We start from the raw sequence: 23,242 nt of genomic DNA, 5'->3' as shown, positions 1-23,242 counted from the left end.
CGCAACGGCAAGGCCGTCCTCATCGAGCCCGAGCCGACCTGACACAACTCACCGCGAAGCATCATCGCTCATTGCCGCTCGGGGTTCGCTGCCGCCTGCCCACGTGAAGGTCGAATTTTCGGGTCAGGAATTCAGCGGAAGCTGTCACAAGTCCGGAGGCTGCCCGGTCTTAGCTGGCGACCGGTTGGCAACAGGTGCCCCGGCGGACAGAAAGGGTTCGTCATGAAGATCGTGGTAGTCGGCGGGACCGGCCTGATCGGGTCGAAGCTCGTGACGAAGCTGGGCGAGCACGGTCACGAGGCCGTGGCGGCGTCGCCGAACACCGGCGTCAACACCCTCACCGGTGAAGGGCTGGCCGAGGCGCTGGCCGGCGCGCAGGTGGTGATCGACGTGTCGAACTCGCCGTCCTTCGAGGCCGCCGCCGTGCTGGAGTTCTTCGAGACCTCCACCCGCAATCTGCTCGCCGCGGAGGCGGAGGCAGGCGTCGGGCACCACGTCGCGCTGTCGGTCGTGGGAACGGAGCGGATGCCTGAGAACGGCTACTTCCGGGCGAAGATCGCCCAAGAGCAGCTGATCGAGAAGTCGTCGATCCCGTTCTCGATCGTGCACGCGACGCAGTTCTTCGAGTTCGTCCGGGGCATCGCCGACGAGGCCACGGTGGAGGGCAAGGTGCACGTGGCGCCCGTGCTCTTCCAGCCCATCGCCGGCGATGAGGTCGCGCAGGCGGTCGGCAGGGTCTCGGTGGGCTCGCCGTTGAACGGCCGCGTCGAGATCGCCGGACCCGAGCAGTTCCGGATGGACGAGTTCTTCCGCGACGCGCTGGCCAGCTGGGGCGACCCGCGCGAGGTGGTCACCGATGCGCACGCGCGCTACTTCGGAAGCGAGCTGGGCGAGCGGACGCTGGTGCCAGGTGACGGCGCCACCCTGGGCCAGATCCGCTACCGCGACTGGCCCGGCCGGAACGCGGCCGGGAGGTAGAGCGTGCTCGCCCGAGCCCATCACCCACCGGCGCTCCGGGCCCGCGTTCGGCTTCGTGCTGGAAGGCGAGATGCTGCTGGAGCTGGAAGGCGAGCCGGAGCGGGTCGTACGCGCAGGCGAGGCGTTCTGGGAGGCGGGCGGCGACGTCATCCATTACCAGGACGGCAACAACCGCGACGACATCCCGCTTCGATTCACCGTCACGATGTTGTGCGAACCCGGCAAGCCGATGTTCACCCTGGTGGACGAGGACGAGCTCGCCCAGCGCAAAGACCGTCGCGCCCCGCGCCCGGCCTGAGCGCGGATGCGGCGCGGTCATCGAGACCCGCCACCGGGCCGAACCCGCCTACGCGCTGGCCGCTCACCAGGGTGAGCGCTTCACCCACCTGTTCGCCTCCGGCCGGATCGCCGTGCGGCTGATCCACGCGGTCAGCCGGTCTGCCGGACATCCACTCAAGCCACGCATGGAGGAAAGATGAGCGCTCCGAACGGCGACAACGACTTCCTGTACGAGCTCAAGGTCGAGGTCGAGGTCGAACTGACCCACGCCGAGGCGAGCCATCCGGAGGAGGAGATCGACCTGCCGGTCACCGAATGGCTGTTCGATCCGACGGATGTCGAGCGCGAGGAAATCGGCCTGCGGGGTCTGCTCGACGCGGTCGAGGTGCTGGAGGACGACTCCCGGCCGGGCGATCACGGCGGGCGCAATGCCTGAATCACCCGGCCGGGCCCATCTGGCGGCGGTGGAATACGCCCTTTCCGGCGTCCGAGGCACGACACGAAGGGGGCCTGCGGCTCCTGGTTCGACGGCGCGGATCGACACGCTCGAAAGCCTTCGCGAGCACCTGCAATGGGCGATCGAACTGGAACACGCGACCTTGCCGCCGTACCTGTGCGCGCTGTACTCGCTCGACCCGGAGCGCAACCCGGAAGCCGTCGAGGTGGTGGGCAGCGTCTTCGCCGAGGAGATGCTGCACCTGGCGCTGGCCGCGAATCTGCTCAACGCTGTCGGCGGCCGCCCGCGGCTGGACACGCCGCGGATGCTGCCGCCGCATCCCCGGCCCCTGCCGCACGGCGATCGCTCCCTGGAGTTGTCGCTGGTGCCCTTCGGCGCGGAAGCGCTGGAGATGTTCCTGCGGATCGAGCAGCCGGCGCCGCCCGGCGCTCCGGCGGAGGGCGACGGCTACGAGACGATCGGGCAGTTCTACGGCGCGATCGAACAAGGCCTGCGCCACCTGTGCGACCGGCTCGGCGAGCGGGAGGTCTTCTCCGGCGATCCGGCGATCCGGCGATCCGGCGCGCCAGGTGAACGCCGGCCACTTCCGGCACACCGCCGGGCGACTGATCGCCGTCGACGGATTGGACTCCGCGCTGGCGGCGCTGGAGGAGATCGTCGAGCAGGGCGAAGGCACCGCCCGTGGCGAGGTCTGGGACGGCGACCAGGACGTCTTCCACCCCGAACGGGACGAAGTCGCGCACTACTACCGCTTCCAGGAGCTCAAGGTCGGCCGGCGCTACCGGCGCGGCGACACCCCGCAGTCCGGGCCCACCGGCGAGGCGATCTCCGTGGACCTGGCCGGCGTACGTCCGATGAGGCGCAACCCGCGACTGGCCGACCACGCTCCAGGCAGCGCCATCCGCACCGCCCAGGAAGAGTTCAACCACACCTACTGCGCCGTCCTGCATCTGCTGGAGCAGGCGTTCAACGGCAGTCCGAAGCTGCTCGCGGTCGCCACCGGCACCATGTACGCGCTCAAGGCCCAAGCGCAGGCCCTGATGCAGATGCCCGACGAAGAGAACACGACGGCCGGCCCTACCTTCGAATATGTCCCACCCGGACTGCGCCGGTGGAGCGTCGGCGACCAGCAGCGGATCGTCGTCCTGCGCGACGGCCCGTACATCGTGTACGGCGGAGTCCCGCTCAGACGCAAACGCAAGATCGTATCCGCGGAGAACAACGCGCTGACCTGGAAGACCGGCGAGCCCCTGGAAACCGAGGACACCTACGCGCTGTGCCGCTGCGGTCACTCGGGCGCCAAGCCGTTCTGCGACAGGACCCACGCCGTGATCGGGTTCGACGGCACGGAGACCGCGGGCGAGCGGCCGTACAAGGAACTGCAGCACGTGCACGACGGCGTCGGCATCTCGGCCCAACGGGTGGGGGAGCTGTGCATCCATGCCGCCTTCTGCCTCGGCCGCACCACGCCGATCGCCGCGATGCTCGCCGACACCGGCGACAGCGACGTGCGCTCCGGCGTCATGGGCCGCATCGACCACTGCCCCTCAGGTTCCTACAGCTACGCCCTCGAACGCGGCGGTGACACCATCGAGCCCGACCTCCCGCAGGCCATCTCGGTCCTGGAGGAAGAGGACGGACTGGCCAGCGCACTGTGGGTCACCGGCGGAGTGCCAGTCCTGCGGGCGGACGGCCGGCCGCTGGAGCCCCGCAACAGGATGACGCTGTGCCGCTGCGGCCATTCCGGCAACAAACCGCTGTGCGACGGGACCCACCGAGAGATCGGCTTCCGCGAGGAAGGGCCGGCCCGGCAAGGCGAGCATCGGCAGGGCTCGCCGGCTCCCTCCGTCCGTGCGGAGCAGGCAGGCGGCGCGTCCGCCGGCCGCCGACTCACCACGAGCAAAGGAAGCTTACCCCCCGCCCGACCGTGTGACGGAGCGTCGGCCGGCGACGAAGGCCGCTGGCCGACTGCTCATCGAGGTGGATAAATTGCCGCCAACGCAGCGAAGGCGCGGGTCGACATGCATGCAGAATCCCTGGAACAGGCAAGCGCACTCGAACAGGCCGCTTCCGCCTTCGTCGAGCTGCGCCCGCGCCTGTTCGGCATCACCTATCGGATGCTCGGCAGCGCGGCAGAAGCCGAGGACATCCTCCAGCTCACCCCGGTCAACGTCCGCCAGCTCGTGAGCCGCGCCCGCAAGCACCTGACCGCCGTACGACGCGAGCCCATCGACAAGATCGAGCACCGACGTCTTCTGGCGGTTTCCCTCGCCGCCGCCCAAACGGGAAACGTCGCCGCCCTCGAAGACCTCTTCGCCGCGGACGTCGTCAGCTCCTCCGACGGCGGCGGCCTCAGAGGGGCAGCGCGGTTCCCCCTGATGGGCAGCACCCGTGTGGTGAGATTCATCGCCGCGTTCGCGCCACGGTTCTGGCCGGGCGCCGACTTCACGTGGGTCGAAGTGAACGGGCGTGCCGGCGTGCTCGTCCCCCGCGGCCGCACCGGTGTCACGCTTCTCACCATCGAGGCTTCGCCGCAGGGCATCCATCACCTCATGTGGATCGTCAATCCGGCCAAACTCGACGCGTTCGCACGGTCACGCTCAAGGGGGCGCCACACACCTGACAGGGGCGAGGACGGTATGGCTTCCCAAACCGGTCGAGACCGGCGCGGATCCGCCCTTCAGTAGGTCGGCAGCGAGGCAGACCATCAGAGCCTGGGCCGCCGCATCGGAGTGCCCAAGACGGCCGCGTCTCGTGATCGCCCTGAGGGCGTCACAACAGGACCGGCTATCTGGTCTTAACTTCCGACACCGACAGAACAGAGGACATCGTGTGGACGCCCCCGTTGACCGGCGGCCAAGCCGAACCTTTCGCGGCTTGGAAACAGGAGAAGCTTCGCCGCTCGCAGGCGTACTCTCCCGGCTGCCAGGGCGGCAGGGTATGACGGAGGAGAGCGCCGGGACGCTGGCGGAGATGCTCGATGAACGGCAGCACCTGCTCGAGATCGCCTTGTGGATGTTCGGCTCGGAAATCACGGCTGACCGGATCGTGCAAGAGACCTACCGCCGCTGGTACGCCCTCGACGATGAGGAACGCGCCCGGATCGCGGTGCCGCGCGCCTGGCTGACGTGGGTCGCCGGAGGCATCTGCCTGGAGTTGCTCGCCGCTGCCGCCCCGATTCACGCACCTGTCGGCGCACCGCCGGCGGCCACGGTTGCCGCGCCCGCCACCGGCACTCCGGCACGCCGGCCCGAGCCCGTCACCGGCCGGGCACACCGTCAGGCCGGGTCGAACCAAGCGATGCTGGCCAGACACGATCGTGTCGCGCGCCGGTTCGCCGCGGCCTGTGACACGGGGGACACGGCGGCGCTGCAGGCGGTCCTGGCCGCAGACGCGATAGTCGTGAGCGATGGTGGCGGCAAACTGCGCGCCGCCGTGCGCCCGACCTACGGCGCGGACGCGGTCGCCCGGTTCGTTACGACTTTGCTGACCGGCCAACCCGGCACCGATGTCGCTGTCGCGTCCGTGAACGGCCGGACGGGTCTGGTGCTGCGCCGGGCGGGCCAGGCCGTGGCGGTGGTCGGCGTGAGCGTCGCCGGAGCGGAGGTCACCGCAGTGTGGATTGTGCTGAACCCCGACAAGCTGCGGCGCTGGCACCGCCCATGACCAGCGTCCCCTCACCACAGGCTCCTCGCGTGCCGCTGAAAGGCGTACCGACCCGCCAGGGCATCCCCGCCACCATCAGCCTCGCCCCCCTGAGCCTGCACCCTCCGCACCGGTCCGTGGCTCCAGTGGACGCCGCGACCCTGTCCGGCGAGCTGTCTGGCAGCCGGCTCAGCTCGCCGGCCGAAGGGCCCCCGCCCCCGGAGCCCTCCCGCGTCCTCGGTCTCGGATGAGCATCAGGGGAAGCGGCCGGCGTCCGCGATGATCCCCTGCGAGCGGGCCGCCCCCGCAGGCCCCGCTCGTGACCGCGGTCACGCCGGGACGACGTGGCCGATGCGGAAGAACCCCTCCGGATCGTAGGCCCGCTTGACGTTTCGCAGCCGCCCGTAGTCCGTCGCCGTGTAGGCGGCCGTCGTACGACTCGGGTCGGACAGGAAGTTGAGGAACGTACCGCCGTTGGCGTACGGGCGCAGCGCCTGGGCCAGGCCGGGCACCGGAGTGTCCACGATGACCGACAGCTTGGTGCTCCGGTGGCTGACCGGACCGGCGTCCGGGCCCGGACGGCCGATCGCGCCGCCCCAGTGCCGGATCTCCACCGTCTGCGCCTGCCCGGCCGCCCGCACCAGGATGTCGGCGACCTCGCCGGTGACCGTGTCGAACATGTCCATGTGCCGGTTCGGCGTGCCGCCCATCGACGCGTCCGCGTACGTCGTCTGGCGGGTCTCGTCCAGCAGCGCCGGGCCCGCCGCCCGCCACAGCGGCGCCAGCAGCCGCCTGCCCTCCGCCGCCTCCCCGGTGTGCAGGACCTTCAGCATCATCACGTGCCTGCCGCCGAGGGGCGCGGGCGCGTCGGCGGGCATCCGCTTGAGCACGATCGCGGTGCTGATCTCATCGGGGGCGTCATCGATCCACTTCCGGTACGCCTCCAGCGTCCCGGCCGCCGCCTCGATCGGGAAGTACGCGAACCCGGCGTACACCCGCGAGACCGGGTGCAGCCGGAACTCCAGTGACGTGACCACGCCGAACCCGCCGCCGCCCCCGCGCAGCGCCCAGAACAGCTCCGGATGGCTGCCCGCGCTCGCCGTGACGTGCCTGCCGTCGGCCAGCAGCACCTCGGCCCGGACCACGCTGTCGGCGGCGAACCCGTGCTTGCGCGCCAGCCAGCCGAGCCCGCCGCCCAGCGTGTAGCCGGTGACGCCGACCGAGGGCGCCGAGCCCGACAGCGGCGCCAGGCCGAACGGGGCGGCGGCGGCCAGCACCTCTGCCCACCGGGCCCCAGGTCCCACCCGCGCGATCCGGCGGACGGGGTCCACCAGCACCGACGCCATCGGGGACGTCTTGACCAGCACGCCGCCGTCGCACGCGGCGTGCGTGCCGTGGCCGGTCGCCTGCACCGCGAACGGCACCCCGTGCGCCCGCGCCGCCAGCAGCGCCGCCCGCACGTCCGCCACCCCGTACGCCTCGGCCACCAGCGCCGGGCGGGCGTCGACCGAGGGATTCAGGGAGCGGCGCAGCTCGTCGTATCCGCTCTCGCCCGGCAGGTGCACGGCGCCGGCGAAGCCCGGAAGCGTGATCTCGTCCTGGATGGTGGTGGTGTACGGCTGGCTCATCTGTCTGCCCTTCTCTGCGGTGATCTGCGACCACTGTGCGGGAGGGCGCTTACGGCTTCGCTCTCGTCGCCTTACCGGCGCCCTTAAGTCCGGAACAACTCAAGGATCTTGCCAACCGCCACCGACAGGAATCCGCCAGCCGTCGCCATCTCGGCTACGTCCCGGGTTGTAGAGACCTCGGTCCGCATACCGCCGGTCGAGCAGGGCGGCCGTCACCCTCTTGCCAGGGCGCCGGCGACTGCCGAGCCACCCACCGATCGCCATCGCCTTCCCCGCGCATCAGCCGGCGCAGGCGCCGGCTCCGCCCAGCCGGATCATCGCCTGGCGCAGTTGCTCCGGGGTCAGGGGCGGTATGCCATCCAGGTCACCAATCGGAGGATCGCCTCCGATTATCTGCTACGATCCTGGAACCTGAGGCAACCCTCGACTCTCCGGGGGTGCTTATCGTCATGGGAGCCCGAAATGAACGTCTTCCTGTGGGTCTTGCAGGCGCTGCTGGCCGCGATGTTCGGCATGGCCGGCGTCATGAAGTCCACCCAGCCCAAAGAGAAGCTGGTCAAAAGCCTTCCGTGGGTAGAGGACTTCTCGGCGGGCACGGTGAGATTCATCGGCGCGGCGGAGCTGGCGGCGGCGCTCGGGCTGATCCTGCCGGCCGTCACGGGCATCGCTACCGTGCTCACCCCTCTCGCCGCAACCGGACTCGCGGTGGTCATGGTGCTGGCCGCCTTCGTCCATGCTCGGCGCAAGGAGCCGAGCGCGATCGCCTTCAACGCGATCCTGTTCGTCGTGGCCGCCGTCGTGGCCTGGGGCCGGTTCGGCCCGTACTCCTTCTGACGCCGCCCCTGCCCGGAGGGCCCTGAGCTCGCGTGTCGTGCGCTGAGGTGAAGCCCGCGGGGCTCGGCCCGCGGTGCGAGGCGTGGTGTCAGCCCTTGGCCTGGACCGAGCAGACTCCCTTGGCGGAGGCGTTGCTGATCATCGCCCGGTATGTCTGGGCGGGCGTCGGCGCCGCGGGCAGCGGACCGGAGCGGTCGGCCCCGAACGCTTCCAGCATGTAGGCGACAAGCCGTCGCCAGGCATGCGGTGCGGCGTCACGGCTCGCGCTCACCACGCCGGCGTTGGCCATGAGCAGCAGGGGGATGTCCTCAGGGACGAAGTCCTCGCGGAGCGCCCCGGCTTCCTGAGCTCGCCGGATCAGCTCGACGGTGGAGCGATAAGCCCGATCCCGCAGCCGCTTCGCCTCTTCCGACGCCGACAGCGCCATGATGATCACATCGGTGAAGCCCCGGTCGGCCGCCTGCATCTCGCAGATCCGCTCGACGTAACGACAGAAGCCGATCCAGGGGTCAGAGGACTCCAGCGCCTCTTCGGCGGCTGTCGCGTGCTCCAGGAGCTTGGCCTCGAAGGCCGCCATGACCAGCTCCTCACGGGTGGGGAAGCGCCGGTACAACGTGGCGATGCCCACCCCGGCGCGGTCGGCGATGTCCTCGAGAGGCGCGTCCAGACCCTGTTCGGCGAAGACGGCGCGGGCCGCCTCCACGATCCGCTGGCGGTTCCGCTGGGCGTCGGCGCGCAGCGCCCGGCCGGTGATCGGTGTGTGCTGAGCCGCGTCCATGACCCGAGTATAACAAATCGGAGGCTAACCTCCGATTACCTCGATGCAGGGCCGTGCCCGGTGGCCGGTGCGGTCTACTCGCCTGCGGGTCCTCTGCGCGTTCGTGGCCGTTTCCTTGCGCGGCTTACGAGTTAGGTAAGGCTAATCTAATATGCCGTCCATAAGGGCAAAGCCTGCGCAGCGAGGAGAATTCATGGCTACTGTCCCGCGACGTACCCTTGTCGGCGTCGGCGTCGGCGTTGTGCTCGGCCTCAGCGCCTGTGGCGGCACGGCCTCGCCGCCCGCCGCCGCACCGGCCACCTCGGCCACGGCGTCCTCCGCGGAACAGGGCCCCTGGACCTGGACCGACGACCGGGGCAAGAACATCTCCCTCCCGCAGCGGCCGCAGCGCGTCGTCGCCCAGTCGGGAGCGGCGGCCGCGCTGTGGGACTTCGGCGTGCGGCCCATCGCGGTGTTCGGCCCGCACAAGCTGAAGGACGGCGGCCGCGACCCGGAGGTGGGCGAGGTCGACGTCACCAAGGTGGAGTCGATCGGGAACGTCTGGGGGGAGTTCAACGTCGAGAAGTACGCCTCGCTCCAGCCTGACCTGCTGGTGGCGGGCATGTACCAGAAGGACAGTCTCTGGTACGTCCCCCCGGAGTCCGTCCAGACCGTCGACCAGGTCGCGCCGACGGTGGGCGTACAGCTGAGCGGCAAGCCCCTGGTGGAGATCATCGAGAAGTACGGCGAGCTCGCCGCCGCGCTCGGCGCGGACCCGAACGCCGCCCCCGTGGTGGAGGCCAAGAACCGCTTCGACGCGGCCGCCGCCGCGCTCAAGACCCTCGCCGCCGCCAAGCCCGACCTGAAGATCATGGTCGTCACCGGTGCGCCCGACGCCCTGTACGTCGCGTAGCTGCCCGACCACCCCGACATCAAGTACTGGGGCGAGCTCGGCCTGAACATCGTCTACCCGCCCGAGCCGACGGAGAGTGAGGGCGGCTTCTGAGAGGTCGTGAGCTGGGAGAACGCCGACAAGTACCAGGCCGACGTGATCCTCGTGGACGCGCGCACCCAGTCCATGAAGATCGAGGAGATGGCCAGGAAGCCGACCTGGGCCAAGCTGCCCGCGGTCAAGGCGGGACAGCTGTACCCGTGGCACGCGGCCGAGCGCTACAGCTACCTCGGGTACGCCAAGGTCACGGAGGAGCTCAAGACCAATCTCGAGAAGGCGCGCGACGACCTGGTCAAGTGACCGGCACGATCTCGGCCCGGGTCAGGACGCCGTGCTCGATGGTGAGCACGCCGAGCGTGCCGTGCGGCTGGCGGCGGCGGTCAGTGGGGGAGCCCGGGTTGAAGATCCGCAGGTCGTCGCCCGACTCGTCGAGCGGGATGTGCGAGTGGCCGAACACCACCAGATCCGCCTGCGGGAACCGGCGCCGCATCCGGGCCAGGCGGCCCTTGGCGGGGCCGCTGTCGTGGATCATGCCGATCCGCAGCCCGTCCAGGGTCAGCTCCAGCGTCTCCGGCGCCACCACGTCGGGGCCGTCGTTGTTGCCCTTCACCACGTGAACCGGCGCGTACGCGGCCAGCTCGTCGATCAGCGACGCGACGCAGACGTCTCCGGCGTGCAGGATGACGTCCGCGTCGCGCAGGTGTTCGGCGACCTTGGGCGGGCACGAGCGCCAGCGCCTGGGCGCGTGGGTGTCGGACAACGCGACCACGTTCATGCCGAGGTCATGCCCACTCCACGCCCGACCAGGCCCGTCGGCCCCCATGTCCGCCCCGGCCTGCCAGGCCCGCCGACCACCGCGGGCCCGCTTCCCGCTGCCAGGTTCGCCGACCGCCGGTCAGGCGACCGGGCGGGGTCGGGCTGGACGGCGGCGTCACGACAGGCGGGCCGCTCGGTCTTCGAGGTACTGCCGCTCCGGCAGGCTCATCGTCAGCCGGGCCGCCTCGCGATATCCGGCGACCGCCGCCGGCACGTCGCCCGCCATCTCCAGCAGGTGCGCGCGTACCGAGGCCAGCCGGTGATGCCCCGCCATCCGCTCGTCGGCGGCCAGGCGTTCGAGCAGGTCGAGCCCGGCCCTCGGGCCGCGCACCATGGCCACGGCGACCGCGTGGTTGAGCTTGACGACCGGGTTGTCGTCGTCCACGCCGGACAGCACGCCGTACAGGGCGAGGATCTGCGGCCAGTCGGTCTCCGCGGCCGTCGCCGCCTCGTCGTGCACGGCCGCGATGGCCGCCTGCAGCTGGTACGGGCCGAGCGCGGTCGTCGACAGGGCCTTGGTGACCAGCTCGACGCCCTCGTCGATGAGCCGCCTGTCCCACAGGCTCCGGTCCTGCTCGGCGAGCGGGATCAGCCGCCCGTCCGGCTCCGTGCGCGCCGGCCGCCGCGCCTCGGTGAGCAGCATGAGCGCCAGCAGCCCGGCCACCTCCCCGTCGCCGGGCAGCGGCCGGTGCAGGGCCCTGGCGAGCCTGATCGCCTCACCCGTCAGCTCGGTGCGGTGCAGCTCGGGCCCGGAGGTGGCGGTGTACCCCTCGTTGAAGATCAGGTAGAGCACGTGCAGCACCACGCGCAGCCGCTCGGCCCGCTCCGCCTCCGGCGGCATCGCGAACGGCGCGCCTGCGGCCTTGATGCGCTGCTTGGCCCGGCTGATGCGCTGCGCCATCGTCGCCTCCGGCACCAGGAACGCGCCGGCGATCTGCGCCGTCGTCAGCCCGCCCACGGCCCGCAGCGTGAGCGCGAGCTGCGAGGCCTGCGACAGTGACGGGTGGCAGCACAGGAAGAGCAGGGTGAGCGTGTCGTCCTGATCGCCGGGCCGCTCGTCGCCGGGTGCCGGGGCTGTGAACTCGTCGGACGGCACGCTGACCGCGACGCTCTCCTCCCTGCGCCGGCGTGCGTGCTCGCTGCGGAAGTGGTCGATGACCCGGCGCGATGCGACCGTGATCAGCCATGCCCGCGGGTTGTCCGGCAGCCCCTGCTCCGGCCACTGCACGGCCGCGTCCAGCAGCGCCTCCTGCACGGCGTCCTCGCAGGTGTCGAACTGCTCGTAACGGCGTACGAGCGCGCCCAGCACCTGCGGCGCCAGCTCGCGCAGCAGCCCTTCGATCTCGCCCGCGCCTCGCACCGGCACCCCGCCGTTCCTCACGCCTGTGCCCCGGCGTCCCGCACCTGAGCACCCTGAGAACCCGCGGCGTCGCTCATGCCTCCACCTCGTCGATGATCGGCCGCACCTCCATCGCGCACAGCCGCGCGTCCGGCCACCGAGCCGCGATCTCCGTGGCCCGCTCGACACTGGCGCACTCGACGATCAGGTAGCCCGCGAGGAACTCCTTGGCCTCCACGAACGGCCCGTCGGTGATCGCCGGCACGCCGTTGCGCACCTTCACGGTCCTGGCCCCGCCGGGGCCGTCCAGCGCCTGCCCGCCGACCAGCTCGCCGCTCTCGCCGAGCTCCTTCATCAGCGCGTCGACCTCGGCCATCACCTCGTCGGCGCGGTCGGCGATCGCCTGCTGCGACTCTGGGTTGGTGTAGATCATCAGCATGTACTTCACCCGGCACATCTTAGGTGGACGGGATGGCCGGCGACTCAGCCGAGCAGGTGCCCGAGTCCGTGCGTTGCTGCCGCCTGATCGACAGCCTGTTCTAGGCTCGGATCCGTGCAGGAGAAGGATCTTCACGAGATCGCCACCCGGCTCGCCGAGGTCCCGGGTGTGGTGGCCGTGGTGCTGGGCGGCAGCCGGGCCCGGGGCACCCACCGGCCCGACTCGGACATCGACCTCGGCCTCTACTACCGGGGCCGGCCGGACGTGGACGAGTTGCGGGCGCTCGCGCTGGACGTGACGGGCGAGCCCACCGAGGTGACCGAGCCGGGCGGCTGGGGCCCGTGGGTGGACGGCGGGGGCTGGCTGACCGTGGACGGGTGGCGGGTCGACTGGATCTACCGTGACCTCGACCGCGTCCACCGGATCTGGCGGGACTGCCGGGAAGGCCGCTACGAGATCGGCGTCCAAGCAGGGCATCCGCTGGGCTTCTACTCCCATGCGTACGTGGGCGAGGTTGCCCTGTGCCGGGTGCTCGCCGACCCCGGCGGAGAGGTCGCCGCGCTGCGGGAGGAGGTCGCGGGGTATCCGCCGGCACTGCGCGCGGCGCTGATCAGAGGGCTGTGGGAGTCCGGCTTCGACGTGATGATCGCCCGGTACGGGGCAGCGGGGAGCGACCCGGCATACGCGGCCGGGGCGCTGTTCCGCGCGATCGGCGTCGCTTGCCAGGCACTGCACGCGGCCGACGGAGCCTGGCTGATCAACGAGAAGGGCATGGTGGCGTCGGCGGATCGCTTGCCGTCGGCGCCGAGCGGCTTCGGCGAGCGCGCCCAGGCACTGCTCGCGGCGGTGGGCCGGACACCGGAGGAGATCGCCCGCACCGTCGACGACGCGGCGCAGCTCATCGCGGAGGTCCGGGCCGCCTGCGGCTCATGAGCGCCAACGCGGCCATGCCGGCGCACGGCATGAGCAGAACCTCAGAATGGCCGGTATGAAGAACCGTTCATACCCTGGCCGACGGCGCGGCAGGCGCTTTCGGGCGGCCGACGCGGGCCACGTGCAGCAGGGACATGGGATCGTCCACCCCCAGCCGCTCCGCCAGCACCTCACGGGTCGGCACGCAGTCGATGATCTGGCTCAGCGGGTGCGTGGTGTAGCCGAGGCCCGACAGCGTCAGCCAGTGCCGCATCAGCACGCGGCCCGCGTTCACCTCGTCCCCTGCCGCTCCGGCCAGGACCAGCACGTCCCCGTCGTAATCCAGCAGCCCCCGGGAGGCGCCGGCCAGCGCTCGGGGCAGGCCCAGCGGGCGGAGGGCCGGGAAGAGGGCGAGGGAGGCGCGTAGGGCGAGCGCCTCGAACCGGCTGAGGGCCAGGGCGCGGTCGCTGAGGCCGTCGAGGAGGTAGCGGCGGTGCCGCCGGGTCAGGCGTAGCCAGGCGCGCAGCTCTCGCGTCACCTCACGGTCACCGAACTGGTGCAGGTCCGCGGCGTGCAGCAGGTCCGCCAGGTCCCGGCAGGGTACTCGGCGCATCCCGGCCAGCGCGCCGGCCACCTCGTCGGGCAGCCGTCCCGGGTGGTACTCGCCGCGGTTGGTGCCGCGCGCCCGCACGTCCGCCGTCGTGAAGGGCGTCTGGTACGGCTCCGCCGCCTCGTGCAGGAAGCCCACCCGGAGCGGCCCCGGATCGGGGCGGAAGGCGATGCGGAGGCCCGCGTCCGCGCACACGATCAGGCAGCACTCGGCGAACGCCCCCAGGCTGAGGCGCAGGTCGCGGCCCGTGGGGTCGCTGATGGGGAGCGCCCGGTCCGGGTCCCAGCCGATCGCGACCTCGTCATCGGTGTAAGTGAGCGTCCACGGCTGGGTGTTGTGGGCGCTGGGCGCGCGCCAGAAGTCGGGCTCCAGCGCCCGCAGCTCGTTCACGGAAGGTCCTTGGCGTAGAAGGTGTAGCCGTGCAGCGGGCGGCCGCCCATCGCGACGTACTGGGCGGCGGAGCCGGGGTTGGAGCGCTCGACGTACGTGCTGCGCAACGTGTGGTATCCGCCCTGGCGCAGCCCCTCGTGCAGTTCCCGCGAGAGCAGCCGCATGTAACCGTGGCCCTGCTCGCCGGGGACCGTGCCCTTGATGATGAGCACCGCCTCGCGGCGGTAGCGGGAGCGGGTGGCGAGCAGGCGGAGCTGGTGCAGCAGGTGCAGGTCGCCCCGGATTCGCACGACGAATTCGGAAATGTCGGGCAGGCACAACACGAACGCGACCGGCCGCTCCGCCTTCGTCAGGTACAGCAGCAGGGCCTCGTCCAGCAGGTACGCCAGCCCGTCCGTCTGCGCCGCCAGCTGCTCGGCGGAGATCTCGGTGTAGTAGCCGAGCTGCGCGAAGCTCGCGTTCAGCATCTCCCGCAGGATCGGCAGCTGCTCCTGGATCCGCCGCCGGTCGCCCCGGTGCACCCGCAGCCGCTCGGCCTCGATCCGCTCGTCGTCGAAGTCGAACACCGGCTTGTCCGGCACCGGGCAGATCCAGGTGTCGGACTCGAAACGGCGGGCGAAGCCGTACGCCTCGTACGCGACCGGGTAAGAGGGATGGTTCCACGCACTGTCGATGAAGCCCCGTTCGCTGAAACCGGAGGTGATGACCCCGCCCGCCTGGTTGGGCAGCAGCGAGACCGGCCCGAACGCGGCCTGCCGCCCTGCGGCGCGCCCGGCGGCGCAGATGCCGTCGAACAGCTCCTCGGCCGTCCCCTCTGCGAACTCCGTCAGCCCGAACAGCTGCGTCGGCCCGCCCAGCGTGGCGTCCAGCGCGGCGTCGGTGTGCAGCGTGGTCCGGGCCACGACCTGGCCGCGCCGCCGGAGCACGTACATCCGTACCCCTTGCCGGAACCACGTGCGGACCTGCGCGTGCAGCGGAGGGACGAAACGCGGCTCGCCGGCGTAGAGGCGGCCGGTGAAGGAGAGGAAATCTCGCAGGTCGCGGCGGGACTCGACGGGTTCGAGCGAGGTCACCCGCGCACCACCCGCGGACCCTCGCCGTCCTCCGACGACAGCGGCGTGAACGTCTCGATGTGGGCCATCGGACCGCCCTCCGCCCGCCAGACGCCGTTGCTGTAGCCCTCCGGCTCGGCGTTGTAGAGCCGGATGTAGCCGCCGGTGGCGTTCTTCGTGCCGTCCGTCACCCACTGCATGAGCTTGCGGTGGTGCCGGCTGCGGGCGAAGCGCAGCAGGGCGTCGCGGTCCTCGAAGAAGGCGAGCGTGCCGAGGGTGTACGGGAACTCCCAGTAGATCTTGTGCCAGCAGTAGCCGCGCATCCGCTTCATGTCGCGCACCATGCGGAACCACGTCAGCGTGAGGGTGAGGATCGACAGCGGCCCCCCGTAGCGCGTGGCCCCGACGAACATCGCCGTCGCCTGCCCCTGCGGCGGCGTTTTGCTGAAGTCTGTGCTCCTCATGCGTCCTTCACCAGGTAGACGTTCTTCATTTTCGTGAGTCCCGCGAACGGGCCCTCGCCCAGGTCGTAGACCTTGACCCGCAGGTCCGCGGCCGTCGGGTCCTCCTTCAGCGACTCGGCGAAGTCTCGCGAGACCGCGCTCAGGTGGGCGACGACGCCCTTGCGGCAGATGGCCGCCAGCTCCTCGTGGTCGACGTCGTCGCCGCGCAGCTCGATGTGGATCACTGGCCGGTACTCCAGCCCGGGCAGTTCCTCCAGCGACAGGCAGAATCGGTTGATCGCGGCGGCGTACGGGTTGCCCTGGTAGAGGCCATACTCGACGTCCTGCGGATACAGGTTCGCCCCCATATAGGAGATCGTGGTGTCCTTGCGGCCGAACAGGAACAGCAGCGGCAGGTTCAGCCGCTCGTCGGTCCACGCGTGCTCGTACTCCTCCTCGCCGACGACCCGCCGCACATCGGCGAGGGTGTGCAGCCTGGCCTCGTCGCCGACGTTGTAGCGCAGTTTGGGCTGCAGGCAGCTCTTGGTGTTGATCGTGCACAGCAGCTCGCCGTCGGCGTTCACCTCCAGGAACGTCTCCAGCGGGTTGTAATGGAAGATCATCGGTAGCCGCTGCTCGCCGGGACCGAGCAGCTCGTCGCGCAGCCGCTGGTCGGTGGCGAGCCGCTTGCGCAGCCACACGCTGAACCCGCTCTCCGCGCCCATGCCGATGGTCAGGTCGCTGGCCCCGTAGCCGGAGCGCACCTCCTCGAAGCGCTCCTCCAGGTAGTCGCGCAGCGCCTCCGTCATGCCCTCGCCGCCGACCATGCCGCGGATCCGGTAGTCCCGCCATGGGAACCCCGCCTCGTCCAGGCGATCGCGAAGGTGCTTGAGGAACGGCGGGTACGCGGCCACCACGTAGTCGTAGCCGGGCCCGAAGTGCTCCAGCGTGTCGACGATCTTCTCCAGGTCGGGGCCGGTGTTCTTGACCATCGCGACGCGCGCCATGGCGGTGCCCGTGGTGGTGCCGGTGGCCCACGCGCCCATCGAGTACGCGTTGATCACGAACCGCCGCCGGCCGGGGAAGACCAGCTCGATGTACCCGGCGGCGTTGCGGTAGATGCCCTTGAGCTCGCGCGGCCCGCGTACCCAGTTGTACGGCTTGCCGCTCGACCCCGACGACTCGTCCACGATCACGCCGGGCCGGTGCAGCCTGCCCTCCTGGCAGCGGCTCTGCTCGTCGTAGACCGCGGCGTAATTCTGCTTGGTGGTCTCGGGGAAGTCCGCCAGCCGCCTGGCGTGCTCGGCGCCGTTCGCCCGCAGGAAGTGGCGGTACGCGGGCACGTCCACGGCGGCGAACTGGCAGGCCACCCTGGCGTGCCTGGCGGCCACCCGGTCCAGCGCGGGATGGTAGCTCCGGGCGACGAGCCGCCAGATGGCGGGATGCATCGCGCCCAGCCGGTAGGCGCCGGTCAGGGACCAGGAATAGGCCTGGAGCCTGGCCCTGCGCCACCGTTGGCGGGGGGTGAGCGGCCCGAGAGCGGGACTGAGGCGGGTCATGACGGGTGAGAATACTGATTTCGGATTGATGATCGCTTTACGGGCGCTTTCATCCTCCGGGTAGCGGGGGGCGAGCGGCAGAGCCAGTCCAGCGGCCGGCAAATGAGCGTCGCGGACCTGAACGCGGCACCATCCTTTCCGCATTGGCCCCTACGGTGTCCGTACGGACCGAGGAGGACTTGGTGATCGAACTGTCGTGGCCGCAGGTGAGCGCGAGGCGCTTGGAGCGGGCCGGGCTGGGCGCGTCTACGGGACACGCCGGCCCGGCGGAGGTCGTGGCGGCCATGTGCGGCGCGCACGCCCAGGTGATGTCGGCCGCCGAGGCGTCCATCGGCCTGCGGCTCGACGGCGTCACCCGCGCGCACGTGCGGGCGGCGCTGTGGGAGACGCGCAGCCTGGTCAAGACGTACGGGCCGCGCGGCACCGTGCACCTGCTGCCCGCCCGCGACCTGCCCATGTGGGTGAGCGCGATGTCATCGGTGCCGGCCTCGCACCACGCCGGCCCGCCGTCCTTCCGGATGACGCCCGAGCAGATCGGCCAGGTGGTGGCGGCCATCCGCGAGGTGCTCGCCGGGGCCGAGATGACGATCGACGAGCTGAGCGACGCGGTCGTCGCCGCCACCGGGCCGTGGGCCGGCGAGCTGGTCATGCCCGCGTTCCAGGGCATGTGGCCGCGCTGGCGGCAGGCGATGGCGGTGGCGGCGCACCGGGGCGCGTTCGTCTTCGGACCGGCCAGGGGCCGCAAGGTCACCTACACCGCCGCGCCCGCTGCGCCGCCGGCGAGCGGCGTGGGGAGGTGGGCGGGGGACGGGCTCGGCCGGCTGGTCAGGAGCTATCTGACGGCGTACGGACCCGCCACGCCCGAGCAGTTCGCCCAGTGGGCCGGCGGGCCGGTGTCGTGGGCGGCCCGGGCGTTCGAGGGGGCGGAGCTGGAGGAGGTGCTGTTCGAGGGGCGGCGGGCCTGGGTGGCCGCGGGCGACACGGCGGTGCCGGGCGAGCCGCCCCGGGGCGTGCGGCTGCTGCCGTACTTCGACGCCTATCTGGTGGCCGGGAGGCCGCGCGAGCTGCTCTACCCGGGCGCGGCGGCGGCGCGGGCGCTGGCGGGCGGGCAGGCGGGGAACTTCCCCGTGCTGCTCGTCGACGGGACGGTGAGCGGGGTCTGGCACCAGCGGCGCTCCGGCAGCAAGCTCGACATCACGGTGGAGCCGCTCCGCGACCTCACCCCCGCCCAGTTGCGTGAGCTGGACGAACAGGTGGAGCGAGTGGGGGAGGTGCTGGAGGGGCGGCCACGCCTGACCATCGGCCCGGTCACGGTCGGCGCGCACGCCTGACCCCGTGCCGATGTTCCCTAATGCTCCCTAAAATGCCCTATGGTGGGGAGCGTTATGGAGCAATACACCGTGGAGCAGGTGGCGAGCCTGCTGGGGCTGCACGTCAAGACCGTGCGCAACTATGTGCGGGATGGGCGGCTGCCCGCCGTGCGGATCGGCAAGCAGTACCGGATCGCCAAGGAGGACCTGGCGGCGTTCAGCGGTCTGCCGGTCGGTGCTCCGGAGGTCCGGCGGCATGCCGAGGTGTCCAGCATCGTGCAGATCGACGGCATCGACAGGGATGGGATGGACCGGATCAGCACGATGGTCACGGCGTCCCTCGCCGGGCGGCCGCACGGACTGCGCGTGGAGTTCTTCTACGAAGAGGAGCGCGCCCACTTGAAGATCATCGTGCTGGGCGGGCTGGAGGCGAGCGCCCAGGTGCTGCGGATCGTCGACGCGCTGGTGCGGGACTGAGCGCGCCGTCGCGGCCGCCGCCTGGCGCGGACCGTTCCGCACGCCGGCGTACGACTCCTGCCCGAGGCCGGGCACCTGCTCCCCGGCCAAACCCGAGAGATCACGGACTTCCTGGAGGCCACCCATGCTTGATGACAACGTCCTCGTATGCGAGCCCGACGGCCCGCTCCTGCGCTCCGACCGCGACGCGCTCGATCTCATCGGAGAGGCCGGCGTGCGCGGCGCCACCTGGGTCGCCGTGCCCGCCGAGCGCTTCCACGACGACTTCTTCACCCTCAGCACCGGCGTGGCGGGGGAGATCGCGCAGAAGTTCGTCAACTACCGGCTCGGCCTGGCGATCGTCGGGGACATCTCCCGCTTCACCGAGGCCAGTTCCGCCCTGCGGGCCTGGGTGCTGGAGTCGAACCGGGGTAACCACATCAGGTTCGTCCGGAATCTAGGGGAGCTGGCGGCGCCGCGGTCCTGATGTCACGATGTGGCCTGGCCCCGCACGGTCGTCTCGACGCCGTCGAGCAGGACCGCCAGGCCGACCCGGAACGTCTCGCCGGCCCGGTGCTCAAGGTACGGCTCGCCTTCCTTGGGCCCGTCGTCCTCCGACTCCACCCACGCCACCATGGGGAAGCGGGCGGCGAACCCCGGCGCCACCTTCTCCAGCAAGGCCGACCGCGCCGTCCACCACTCCTCGTCCGACACCCCGGTCTCCGACGGAGCCTGCCGCGACTCCGCGACTGTCCTGGCGGCCCCGCGCACGAAGGCGAACAGCAGCGCCACCACGCCACGCAGCCGGCCCGGCGGCAGCCCCGTCCGGCGCAGGATGCCGACCACGGTCTCCAGCGACGCGAACTCGTTCGGCCCCAGCACCGGCCGCGCCTGCGACACCTGCAGCACCCACGGGTGGCGCAGGTAGAAGGCCCACGTGTGCTCCGCCCAGGCGGTGATGGCCGGGCGCCAGCCGCCGCTCAGGTCGTAGTCGGAAGGCAGCTCGGCCAGGGCCCGGTCGTACATGAGGTCGACCAGCTCGCCCTTGCTCGGCACGTACGTGTAAAGCGCCATTCCGGTGCGGCCGAGCCGCTCGCCGACCTTGCGCATGGACAGCGCCGCCATTCCCTCGCCGTCGGCCACCGCGATGGCGGCGTCGACGATCACGTCCACGCTCAGGCCCGGCTTGGGCCCCGGCCGCGCCTCGTCCCGCTCCTCGGTGCGCCACAGCAGCGCCATCGAACGGCGCGCGTCACCCTGACCTGCGTAGACGACCAACGCGGGACTCTCCTTGCGGGCAAAACTCCTTACGGCATAAAGCGTATCAGCGGCGCCCGGCTCATCCGGCCGGCCGATGGGCGGCCACCGTGGCGAGCATCTGCCACGCCGCCTCCGGGTGGAGCGTTTCCTCAGGGGCGCCCGCGAAAGGGTCGAGGACGACGGTCTCCGCGCCGAGCAGCCGGAGCTGCTCGAGGTCGTCGACGACCTGCTCGATCGTGCCCTCGCCGGCGCGCCGGTCCGCGCTGGTCACCGGCGACCCGGTGAGCCGCAGCAGGATCCTGGGCGCGAAGGCGGGCACGGGGCGGCCCTGCTCGGTGGCGAGCGCCTTGAGCCGCGGCAACGTCTCGCGCAGCCAGGGGACGGTGTTCCTGAGCGGGTGCCACGCCTGGCCGAACCGCGCCGCCCGGCGCAGGGCCGCGTCGCTGCCGCCGCCCACCCAGATCGGCACGCCGCCGGAGCGGTAGTCGCCCTCGTCGGCCCAGGCCGCGCGGATGGCGGCGAGGTGGTCGTCGGTCAGCCGGCCGCGCCGCTCGTACGCCGCCCCGAGGGCCTCGAACTCCTGCCGCGCCCACCCGACTCCCACACCGAGCACCAGCCGCCCGCCGCTGAGATCGTTGAGGTTGGCCGCCATGCGGGCCACGAGCAGCGGATGCCGGTAGGGCACGATGAGCACCGTGGTGCCGAGCCCGATGCGGGTCGTGGCCCCGGCGAGCCAGGCCAGGGTCGTGAACGGCTCGTAGAACGGAGCCGGATATTGCTCCGCGACGTCGGGGGTGATCACCACGTGGTCGGACACCATGAGCAGGTCGAACCCGAGCCCCTCGACCGTCAGCGCCCATTGCCGCAGGACGCCGGGGTCGGTGCCGGGGCCGAAGTTGGGCACGTTCACGCCGAGTCGCATCGGGTCAGGTTATCCGGTCCCGGTCCTCGTACGGTGGCCGGGCCGCCGCGATGCCGTCCTGGAACGCCGCCTGTTCCGGGACCGCGTGCCGGATGCCGGAACAGGCGGGTGGTGTGTGGTGGGTGGTCAGCGGGCGACGCGGCTACTGGGGCCGTATTGGCCAGTGGTGGTGGCGTCGCTCGTGGCGGCGGTGCTGGTGTCGTTCAGGTTGGACGTGCTGGTGTCGTTCAGGTTGGACGTGCTGGTGTCGTTCAGGTTGGACGTGCTGGTGTCGTTCAGGTTGGCGGTATCGGGGCGGTACCAGCCGTCCATCCCCAGGGCCTGGTCCCCGGTGGCACCGGTGTCCACGGTGGTCTGGGTGTCGCTGGTGGCCCCGGCGTCGCTGGCCTTGCAGCTGCTGCTGTTGCTGCTGGCGGAGAACACCCCTTCCTTGGTGACGGACTGGACGACCAAGCCTTCGTTCGCCTTGAGGACGCAGTTGCTCAGGGAGCTGAACTGGTCGCCCCAGTTGTCGTGGTCGAGCCCCTTGACGGCGGCGGCAGGGCTGGCGCTTCCGAACAGCGCGGCAGCGGCGAACAGTGCGCCGCCGGCCGCGATGAGGCTACTTCTCATGATCTCCCCCTGTAATCACGAAGTGACATCGGCCATCACTATACGTAGCGATCTTGTGGGCTCGGTGTACCGCCACGTCCTGTTTCGCCCAACGGGGGGCCCTTGGCCAGCAAACTCGGAGCTGTCACCGGTCGCGATCGTACGCGTGAGACCGGCCGCTTTGGCGCCGTCTGGCGCACGGTCTCCGGTGCGATCAGGTCTCATCCGGCGGATGATCCACCAGCGTTTCCACGATCATGCGTCCGCGGTGGCCTGGGTCGTCTCGATGGCCGCCAGGTACGCGTGGATGGCGTCGCGGTTGCGGGACAGGCAGTCGATGCGCTGCTGGATGCGGGTCGCCTCGGCCCGGAGGAGGCCGGCCAGCTCCGGCGTGAGGCAATCCGGGTGGAGGTGGATCTCGTCAGGCTTGTCCAGGAACGGGATGATCCGGCGGATGATCTCCGTGGTGAGTCCCGAATCGAGCAGGCCGCGGATCTGCTGGACGCGGTAGACCGCCGGCTCCGGATAGTCGCGGTAGCCGTTGCCGGCCCGGTCGGGGTGCAGGAGATCCTGCTCCTCGTAGTAGCGGAGCATCCGGGTGGGGACGCCGGTGCGCTGGGACAGCTGCCCGATCTTCATGCGCGCTCCTCCGTCGGCGAGCTTGCCTTCACATTGATGTGAAGGTTTCAGCATGTTCCCATGTCTGATGCGACGATCGCCGGGACGGTTCCCGGGCGGATGCCATGGCCGGGGTTGCTGGCGTTGTTCACGGCCGCGTTCACCGCGGTGATGACGGAGCTGCTGCCCGCCGGATTGCTGCCGCGAATGGCCGAGGCGCTGAACGTGCCGGAGGGGCGGATCGGCTTCCTGGTGACAGGGTACGCCGTGGCGTCGTTCCTGGCCGCGATCCCGCTGACGGCGCTGCTGCGCGGGCTGCGGCGGCGGCCCGTGCTGGTATCGGCGCTGGCCGGGTTCGCGCTGCTCAACGGCGTGACGGCGGTGTCGTCGTCCTACGCCGTGACGTTCGGGGCGCGCCTGCTGGCCGGGGTCATGGGCGGGGTGCTGTGGGCGATGCTCGTGGGGTACGCGGCCCGCATGGTGCCGGCCGAGCGGCGGGGACGGGCCATCGCGATCGTCTCCGCCGGGATCACGGTCGCGCTGTGCGCGGGGATTCCGGCGGGTGCGGCGCTGGCCTCGGCCTTCGGGTGGCGTTCGGCCTTCGGCGGGCTGGCGTTCGTGGCGGCCGTGCTGGTGGCGTGGGTGCTGTGGAAGGTGCCGGACTTTCCCGGGGAGGCGGCCGCGGCGCGGGTGCCGCTGCGGCGGGTCGCGGTCGTCCCCGGAGTCCGCACGGTCCTGGGGGTGACGGCGCTGGTGCTGGTGGGGCACCAGTCGATGTACACGTACCTGGCGCCGTTCGCGGAGCTGGCCGGGTCCGTGGGGACGAGCGTGGTGCTGCTCGTGTTCGGCGTCGGGACGGTCGCCGGCATCTGGGTCGTCGGGGCGGTGATCGACCGGCGCCTGCGGGCGACGCTCCTGGTGGTGCTGGCCGTGGTGGCGGGGGTGATGCCGGCTCTGGGGTCGGCCGGGGGGTCGGCCGGGGTGCTGCTCACGGC

General features: G+C 71.2%; 28 protein-coding genes and 1 pseudogene. 16 read left to right on the top strand and 13 right to left on the bottom strand.

Annotated elements, in window-relative coordinates; translation table 11 throughout:
- Window positions 1–222 precede the first annotated feature (222 nt).
- The 8 genes and pseudogenes from EJK15_RS53280 to EJK15_RS53245 all read left to right on the top strand — a co-directional run bounded on the left by EJK15_RS53280 (window position 223) and on the right by EJK15_RS53245 (window position 5,610).
- Window positions 223–978 carry an SDR family oxidoreductase gene (locus EJK15_RS53280; RefSeq protein ID WP_138718120.1) on the top strand — a complete coding sequence of 252 codons (756 nt, stop codon included), beginning with the start codon at window positions 223–225 and terminating at the stop codon, window positions 976–978.
- Window positions 911–1,276 carry a cupin domain-containing protein gene (locus EJK15_RS71670; RefSeq protein WP_276615527.1) on the top strand — a complete coding sequence of 122 codons (366 nt, stop codon included), beginning with the start codon at window positions 911–913 and terminating at the stop codon, window positions 1,274–1,276. The genes EJK15_RS53280 and EJK15_RS71670 overlap by 68 nt, the downstream gene beginning before the upstream one ends.
- A gap of 177 nt (window positions 1,277–1,453) precedes the next feature.
- Window positions 1,454–1,693 carry a hypothetical protein gene (locus EJK15_RS53270; RefSeq protein WP_138718118.1) on the top strand — a complete coding sequence of 80 codons (240 nt, stop codon included), beginning with the start codon at window positions 1,454–1,456 and terminating at the stop codon, window positions 1,691–1,693.
- Window positions 1,593–2,201, top strand: a pseudogene (locus EJK15_RS78040) (ferritin-like domain-containing protein); the annotation flags it as partial. The gene EJK15_RS53270 and the pseudogene EJK15_RS78040, both read left to right, overlap by 101 nt.
- An 82-nt stretch (window positions 2,202–2,283) precedes the next feature.
- The gene (locus EJK15_RS73540) at window positions 2,284–3,702 is read left to right on the top strand and encodes a CDGSH iron-sulfur domain-containing protein (protein WP_206061661.1); all 1,419 of its coding nucleotides are present in this window, start codon (window positions 2,284–2,286) and stop codon (window positions 3,700–3,702) included.
- Window positions 3,703–3,735: 33 nt separating this feature from the next.
- Window positions 3,736–4,401 (top strand): sigma-70 family RNA polymerase sigma factor family protein, encoded by a 666-nt coding sequence (locus EJK15_RS53255; protein ID WP_138718117.1) that lies wholly within the window; start codon window positions 3,736–3,738, stop codon window positions 4,399–4,401.
- Window positions 4,402–4,654: 253 nt separating this feature from the next.
- Window positions 4,655–5,380 carry a sigma-70 family RNA polymerase sigma factor family protein gene (locus EJK15_RS53250; RefSeq protein ID WP_138718116.1) on the top strand — a complete coding sequence of 242 codons (726 nt, stop codon included), beginning with the start codon at window positions 4,655–4,657 and terminating at the stop codon, window positions 5,378–5,380.
- A 29-nt stretch (window positions 5,381–5,409) separates the two neighbouring features.
- Complete coding sequence (locus EJK15_RS53245) at window positions 5,410–5,610, top strand: hypothetical protein (protein ID WP_138718115.1); 201 nt, start codon at window positions 5,410–5,412, stop codon at window positions 5,608–5,610.
- Between the two features lie 78 nt (window positions 5,611–5,688).
- On the opposite strand, the gene EJK15_RS53240 is transcribed toward EJK15_RS53245, so the two are convergent.
- Entirely contained in the window at window positions 5,689–6,987 is a 1,299-nt protein-coding gene (locus EJK15_RS53240) for an FAD-binding oxidoreductase (RefSeq protein ID WP_138718114.1), read from the bottom strand.
- Window positions 6,988–7,449: 462 nt separating this feature from the next.
- Between EJK15_RS53240 and EJK15_RS53235 the strand changes: the two genes are divergently transcribed.
- Entirely contained in the window at window positions 7,450–7,821 is a 372-nt protein-coding gene (locus EJK15_RS53235) for a DoxX family protein (protein ID WP_138718113.1), read from the top strand.
- 88 nt (window positions 7,822–7,909) lie between these two features.
- Here the strand turns inward: EJK15_RS53235 and EJK15_RS53230 are convergent, their stop codons facing one another.
- On the bottom strand, window positions 7,910–8,599 hold the full coding sequence (locus EJK15_RS53230) for a TetR/AcrR family transcriptional regulator (RefSeq protein ID WP_138718112.1): 690 nt from the start codon (window positions 8,597–8,599) through the stop codon (window positions 7,910–7,912).
- A gap of 193 nt (window positions 8,600–8,792) precedes the next feature.
- Here EJK15_RS53230 and EJK15_RS53225 point away from each other — a divergent pair, with 193 nt between their 5' ends.
- The gene (locus EJK15_RS53225) at window positions 8,793–9,491 is read left to right on the top strand and encodes a TroA family protein (protein ID WP_138718111.1); all 699 of its coding nucleotides are present in this window, start codon (window positions 8,793–8,795) and stop codon (window positions 9,489–9,491) included.
- Between the two features lie 99 nt (window positions 9,492–9,590).
- Complete coding sequence (locus tag EJK15_RS53220) at window positions 9,591–9,830, top strand: ABC transporter substrate-binding protein (RefSeq protein WP_138718110.1); 240 nt, start codon at window positions 9,591–9,593, stop codon at window positions 9,828–9,830.
- On the opposite strand, the gene EJK15_RS53215 is transcribed toward EJK15_RS53220, so the two are convergent.
- The 3 genes from EJK15_RS53215 to EJK15_RS53205 all read right to left on the bottom strand — a co-directional run bounded on the left by EJK15_RS53215 (window position 9,823) and on the right by EJK15_RS53205 (window position 12,124).
- Window positions 9,823–10,305 (bottom strand): metallophosphoesterase family protein, encoded by a 483-nt coding sequence (locus EJK15_RS53215; RefSeq protein ID WP_138718109.1) that lies wholly within the window; start codon window positions 10,303–10,305, stop codon window positions 9,823–9,825. The genes EJK15_RS53220 and EJK15_RS53215 overlap by 8 nt on opposite strands.
- A gap of 156 nt (window positions 10,306–10,461) precedes the next feature.
- A complete protein-coding gene (locus EJK15_RS53210; protein WP_240777782.1) occupies window positions 10,462–11,712 on the bottom strand; it encodes an RNA polymerase sigma factor in 1,251 nt (416 codons plus the stop codon).
- 67 nt (window positions 11,713–11,779) lie between these two features.
- Window positions 11,780–12,124 carry a YciI family protein gene (locus EJK15_RS53205; RefSeq protein ID WP_240777784.1) on the bottom strand — a complete coding sequence of 115 codons (345 nt, stop codon included), beginning with the start codon at window positions 12,122–12,124 and terminating at the stop codon, window positions 11,780–11,782.
- A gap of 114 nt (window positions 12,125–12,238) precedes the next feature.
- On the opposite strand from EJK15_RS53205, the gene EJK15_RS53200 reads away from it, so the two are divergent.
- Window positions 12,239–13,057, top strand: coding sequence for a nucleotidyltransferase domain-containing protein (locus EJK15_RS53200; RefSeq protein ID WP_138718107.1), 819 nt, complete (start codon window positions 12,239–12,241; stop codon window positions 13,055–13,057).
- A gap of 67 nt (window positions 13,058–13,124) precedes the next feature.
- Here EJK15_RS53200 and EJK15_RS53195 read toward each other — a convergent pair whose 3' ends face one another.
- The 4 genes from EJK15_RS53195 to EJK15_RS53180 are packed head-to-tail and all read right to left on the bottom strand — an operon-like array spanning window position 13,125 to window position 17,090.
- Window positions 13,125–14,036 carry a nitroreductase family protein gene (locus EJK15_RS53195; RefSeq protein WP_138718106.1) on the bottom strand — a complete coding sequence of 304 codons (912 nt, stop codon included), beginning with the start codon at window positions 14,034–14,036 and terminating at the stop codon, window positions 13,125–13,127.
- Window positions 14,033–15,109 (bottom strand): hypothetical protein, encoded by a 1,077-nt coding sequence (locus tag EJK15_RS53190; protein ID WP_138718105.1) that lies wholly within the window; start codon window positions 15,107–15,109, stop codon window positions 14,033–14,035. Before EJK15_RS53190 ends, EJK15_RS53195 begins: the two co-directional genes overlap by 4 nt.
- Window positions 15,106–15,552, bottom strand: coding sequence for a DUF4188 domain-containing protein (locus EJK15_RS53185; RefSeq protein ID WP_138718104.1), 447 nt, complete (start codon window positions 15,550–15,552; stop codon window positions 15,106–15,108). The genes EJK15_RS53190 and EJK15_RS53185 overlap by 4 nt, the downstream gene beginning before the upstream one ends.
- Window positions 15,549–17,090, bottom strand: coding sequence for a phenylacetate--CoA ligase family protein (locus EJK15_RS53180; RefSeq protein ID WP_138718103.1), 1,542 nt, complete (start codon window positions 17,088–17,090; stop codon window positions 15,549–15,551). Before EJK15_RS53180 ends, EJK15_RS53185 begins: the two co-directional genes overlap by 4 nt.
- Before the next feature lie 182 nt (window positions 17,091–17,272).
- Here EJK15_RS53180 and EJK15_RS53175 point away from each other — a divergent pair, with 182 nt between their 5' ends.
- The 3 genes from EJK15_RS53175 (at window position 17,273) to EJK15_RS53165 (ending at window position 19,343) form a co-directional block, all read left to right on the top strand.
- Window positions 17,273–18,421 (top strand): winged helix DNA-binding domain-containing protein, encoded by a 1,149-nt coding sequence (locus tag EJK15_RS53175; RefSeq protein WP_206061660.1) that lies wholly within the window; start codon window positions 17,273–17,275, stop codon window positions 18,419–18,421.
- A 54-nt stretch (window positions 18,422–18,475) separates the two neighbouring features.
- A complete protein-coding gene (locus tag EJK15_RS53170; RefSeq protein WP_138718102.1) occupies window positions 18,476–18,877 on the top strand; it encodes a helix-turn-helix domain-containing protein in 402 nt (133 codons plus the stop codon).
- 124 nt (window positions 18,878–19,001) lie between these two features.
- Complete coding sequence (locus tag EJK15_RS53165; protein WP_138718101.1) at window positions 19,002–19,343, top strand: DUF4180 domain-containing protein; 342 nt, start codon at window positions 19,002–19,004, stop codon at window positions 19,341–19,343.
- Between the two features lie 2 nt (window positions 19,344–19,345).
- Here EJK15_RS53165 and EJK15_RS53160 read toward each other — a convergent pair whose 3' ends face one another.
- From EJK15_RS53160 to EJK15_RS53145, 4 genes are all read right to left on the bottom strand, one after another.
- The gene (locus EJK15_RS53160) at window positions 19,346–20,134 is read right to left on the bottom strand and encodes a TetR/AcrR family transcriptional regulator (protein WP_138718100.1); all 789 of its coding nucleotides are present in this window, start codon (window positions 20,132–20,134) and stop codon (window positions 19,346–19,348) included.
- Window positions 20,135–20,195: 61 nt separating this feature from the next.
- Window positions 20,196–21,038, bottom strand: a complete 843-nt coding sequence (locus EJK15_RS53155) for an LLM class flavin-dependent oxidoreductase (protein WP_138718099.1) — start codon at window positions 21,036–21,038, stop codon at window positions 20,196–20,198.
- 126 nt (window positions 21,039–21,164) lie between these two features.
- Window positions 21,165–21,650 (bottom strand): hypothetical protein, encoded by a 486-nt coding sequence (locus tag EJK15_RS53150; RefSeq protein ID WP_138718098.1) that lies wholly within the window; start codon window positions 21,648–21,650, stop codon window positions 21,165–21,167.
- Window positions 21,651–21,884: 234 nt separating this feature from the next.
- Complete coding sequence (locus EJK15_RS53145; protein WP_138718097.1) at window positions 21,885–22,268, bottom strand: MerR family transcriptional regulator; 384 nt, start codon at window positions 22,266–22,268, stop codon at window positions 21,885–21,887.
- Window positions 22,269–22,328: 60 nt separating this feature from the next.
- Here EJK15_RS53145 and EJK15_RS53140 point away from each other — a divergent pair.
- On the top strand, window positions 22,329–23,242 hold a 914-nt coding region (locus EJK15_RS53140), incomplete at its 3' end, for an MFS transporter (protein WP_138718096.1).

Source organism: Nonomuraea basaltis, assembly GCF_005893125.1.
Classification (GTDB): Bacteria; Actinomycetota; Actinomycetes; order Streptosporangiales; family Streptosporangiaceae; genus Nonomuraea; species Nonomuraea basaltis.
This window is presented reverse-complemented; position numbering and strand designations above follow the sequence as displayed.

Bases quoted from the DNA above. Each gene is read 5' to 3' on its own strand.
- EJK15_RS53280 (WP_138718120.1), top strand. From the start codon at position 223: ATGAAGATCGTGGTAGTCGGCGGGACCGGCCTGATCGGGTCGAAGCTC.
- EJK15_RS53270 (WP_138718118.1), top strand. From the start codon at position 1,454: ATGAGCGCTCCGAACGGCGACAACGACTTCCTGTACGAGCTCAAGGTC.
- EJK15_RS53255 (WP_138718117.1), top strand. From the start codon at position 3,736: ATGCATGCAGAATCCCTGGAACAGGCAAGCGCACTCGAACAGGCCGCT.
- EJK15_RS53250 (WP_138718116.1), top strand. From the start codon at position 4,655: ATGACGGAGGAGAGCGCCGGGACGCTGGCGGAGATGCTCGATGAACGG.
- EJK15_RS53240 (WP_138718114.1), bottom strand. From the start codon at position 6,987: ATGAGCCAGCCGTACACCACCACCATCCAGGACGAGATCACGCTTCCG.
- EJK15_RS53235 (WP_138718113.1), top strand. From the start codon at position 7,450: ATGAACGTCTTCCTGTGGGTCTTGCAGGCGCTGCTGGCCGCGATGTTC.
- EJK15_RS53230 (WP_138718112.1), bottom strand. From the start codon at position 8,599: ATGGACGCGGCTCAGCACACACCGATCACCGGCCGGGCGCTGCGCGCC.
- EJK15_RS53225 (WP_138718111.1), top strand. From the start codon at position 8,793: ATGGCTACTGTCCCGCGACGTACCCTTGTCGGCGTCGGCGTCGGCGTT.
- EJK15_RS53215 (WP_138718109.1), bottom strand. From the start codon at position 10,305: ATGAACGTGGTCGCGTTGTCCGACACCCACGCGCCCAGGCGCTGGCGC.
- EJK15_RS53205 (WP_240777784.1), bottom strand. From the start codon at position 12,124: ATGCTGATGATCTACACCAACCCAGAGTCGCAGCAGGCGATCGCCGAC.
- EJK15_RS53185 (WP_138718104.1), bottom strand. From the start codon at position 15,552: ATGAGGAGCACAGACTTCAGCAAAACGCCGCCGCAGGGGCAGGCGACG.
- EJK15_RS53180 (WP_138718103.1), bottom strand. From the start codon at position 17,090: ATGACCCGCCTCAGTCCCGCTCTCGGGCCGCTCACCCCCCGCCAACGG.
- EJK15_RS53170 (WP_138718102.1), top strand. From the start codon at position 18,476: ATGGAGCAATACACCGTGGAGCAGGTGGCGAGCCTGCTGGGGCTGCAC.
- EJK15_RS53165 (WP_138718101.1), top strand. From the start codon at position 19,002: ATGCTTGATGACAACGTCCTCGTATGCGAGCCCGACGGCCCGCTCCTG.
- EJK15_RS53155 (WP_138718099.1), bottom strand. From the start codon at position 21,038: ATGCGACTCGGCGTGAACGTGCCCAACTTCGGCCCCGGCACCGACCCC.
- EJK15_RS53150 (WP_138718098.1), bottom strand. From the start codon at position 21,650: ATGAGAAGTAGCCTCATCGCGGCCGGCGGCGCACTGTTCGCCGCTGCC.
- EJK15_RS53145 (WP_138718097.1), bottom strand. From the start codon at position 22,268: ATGAAGATCGGGCAGCTGTCCCAGCGCACCGGCGTCCCCACCCGGATG.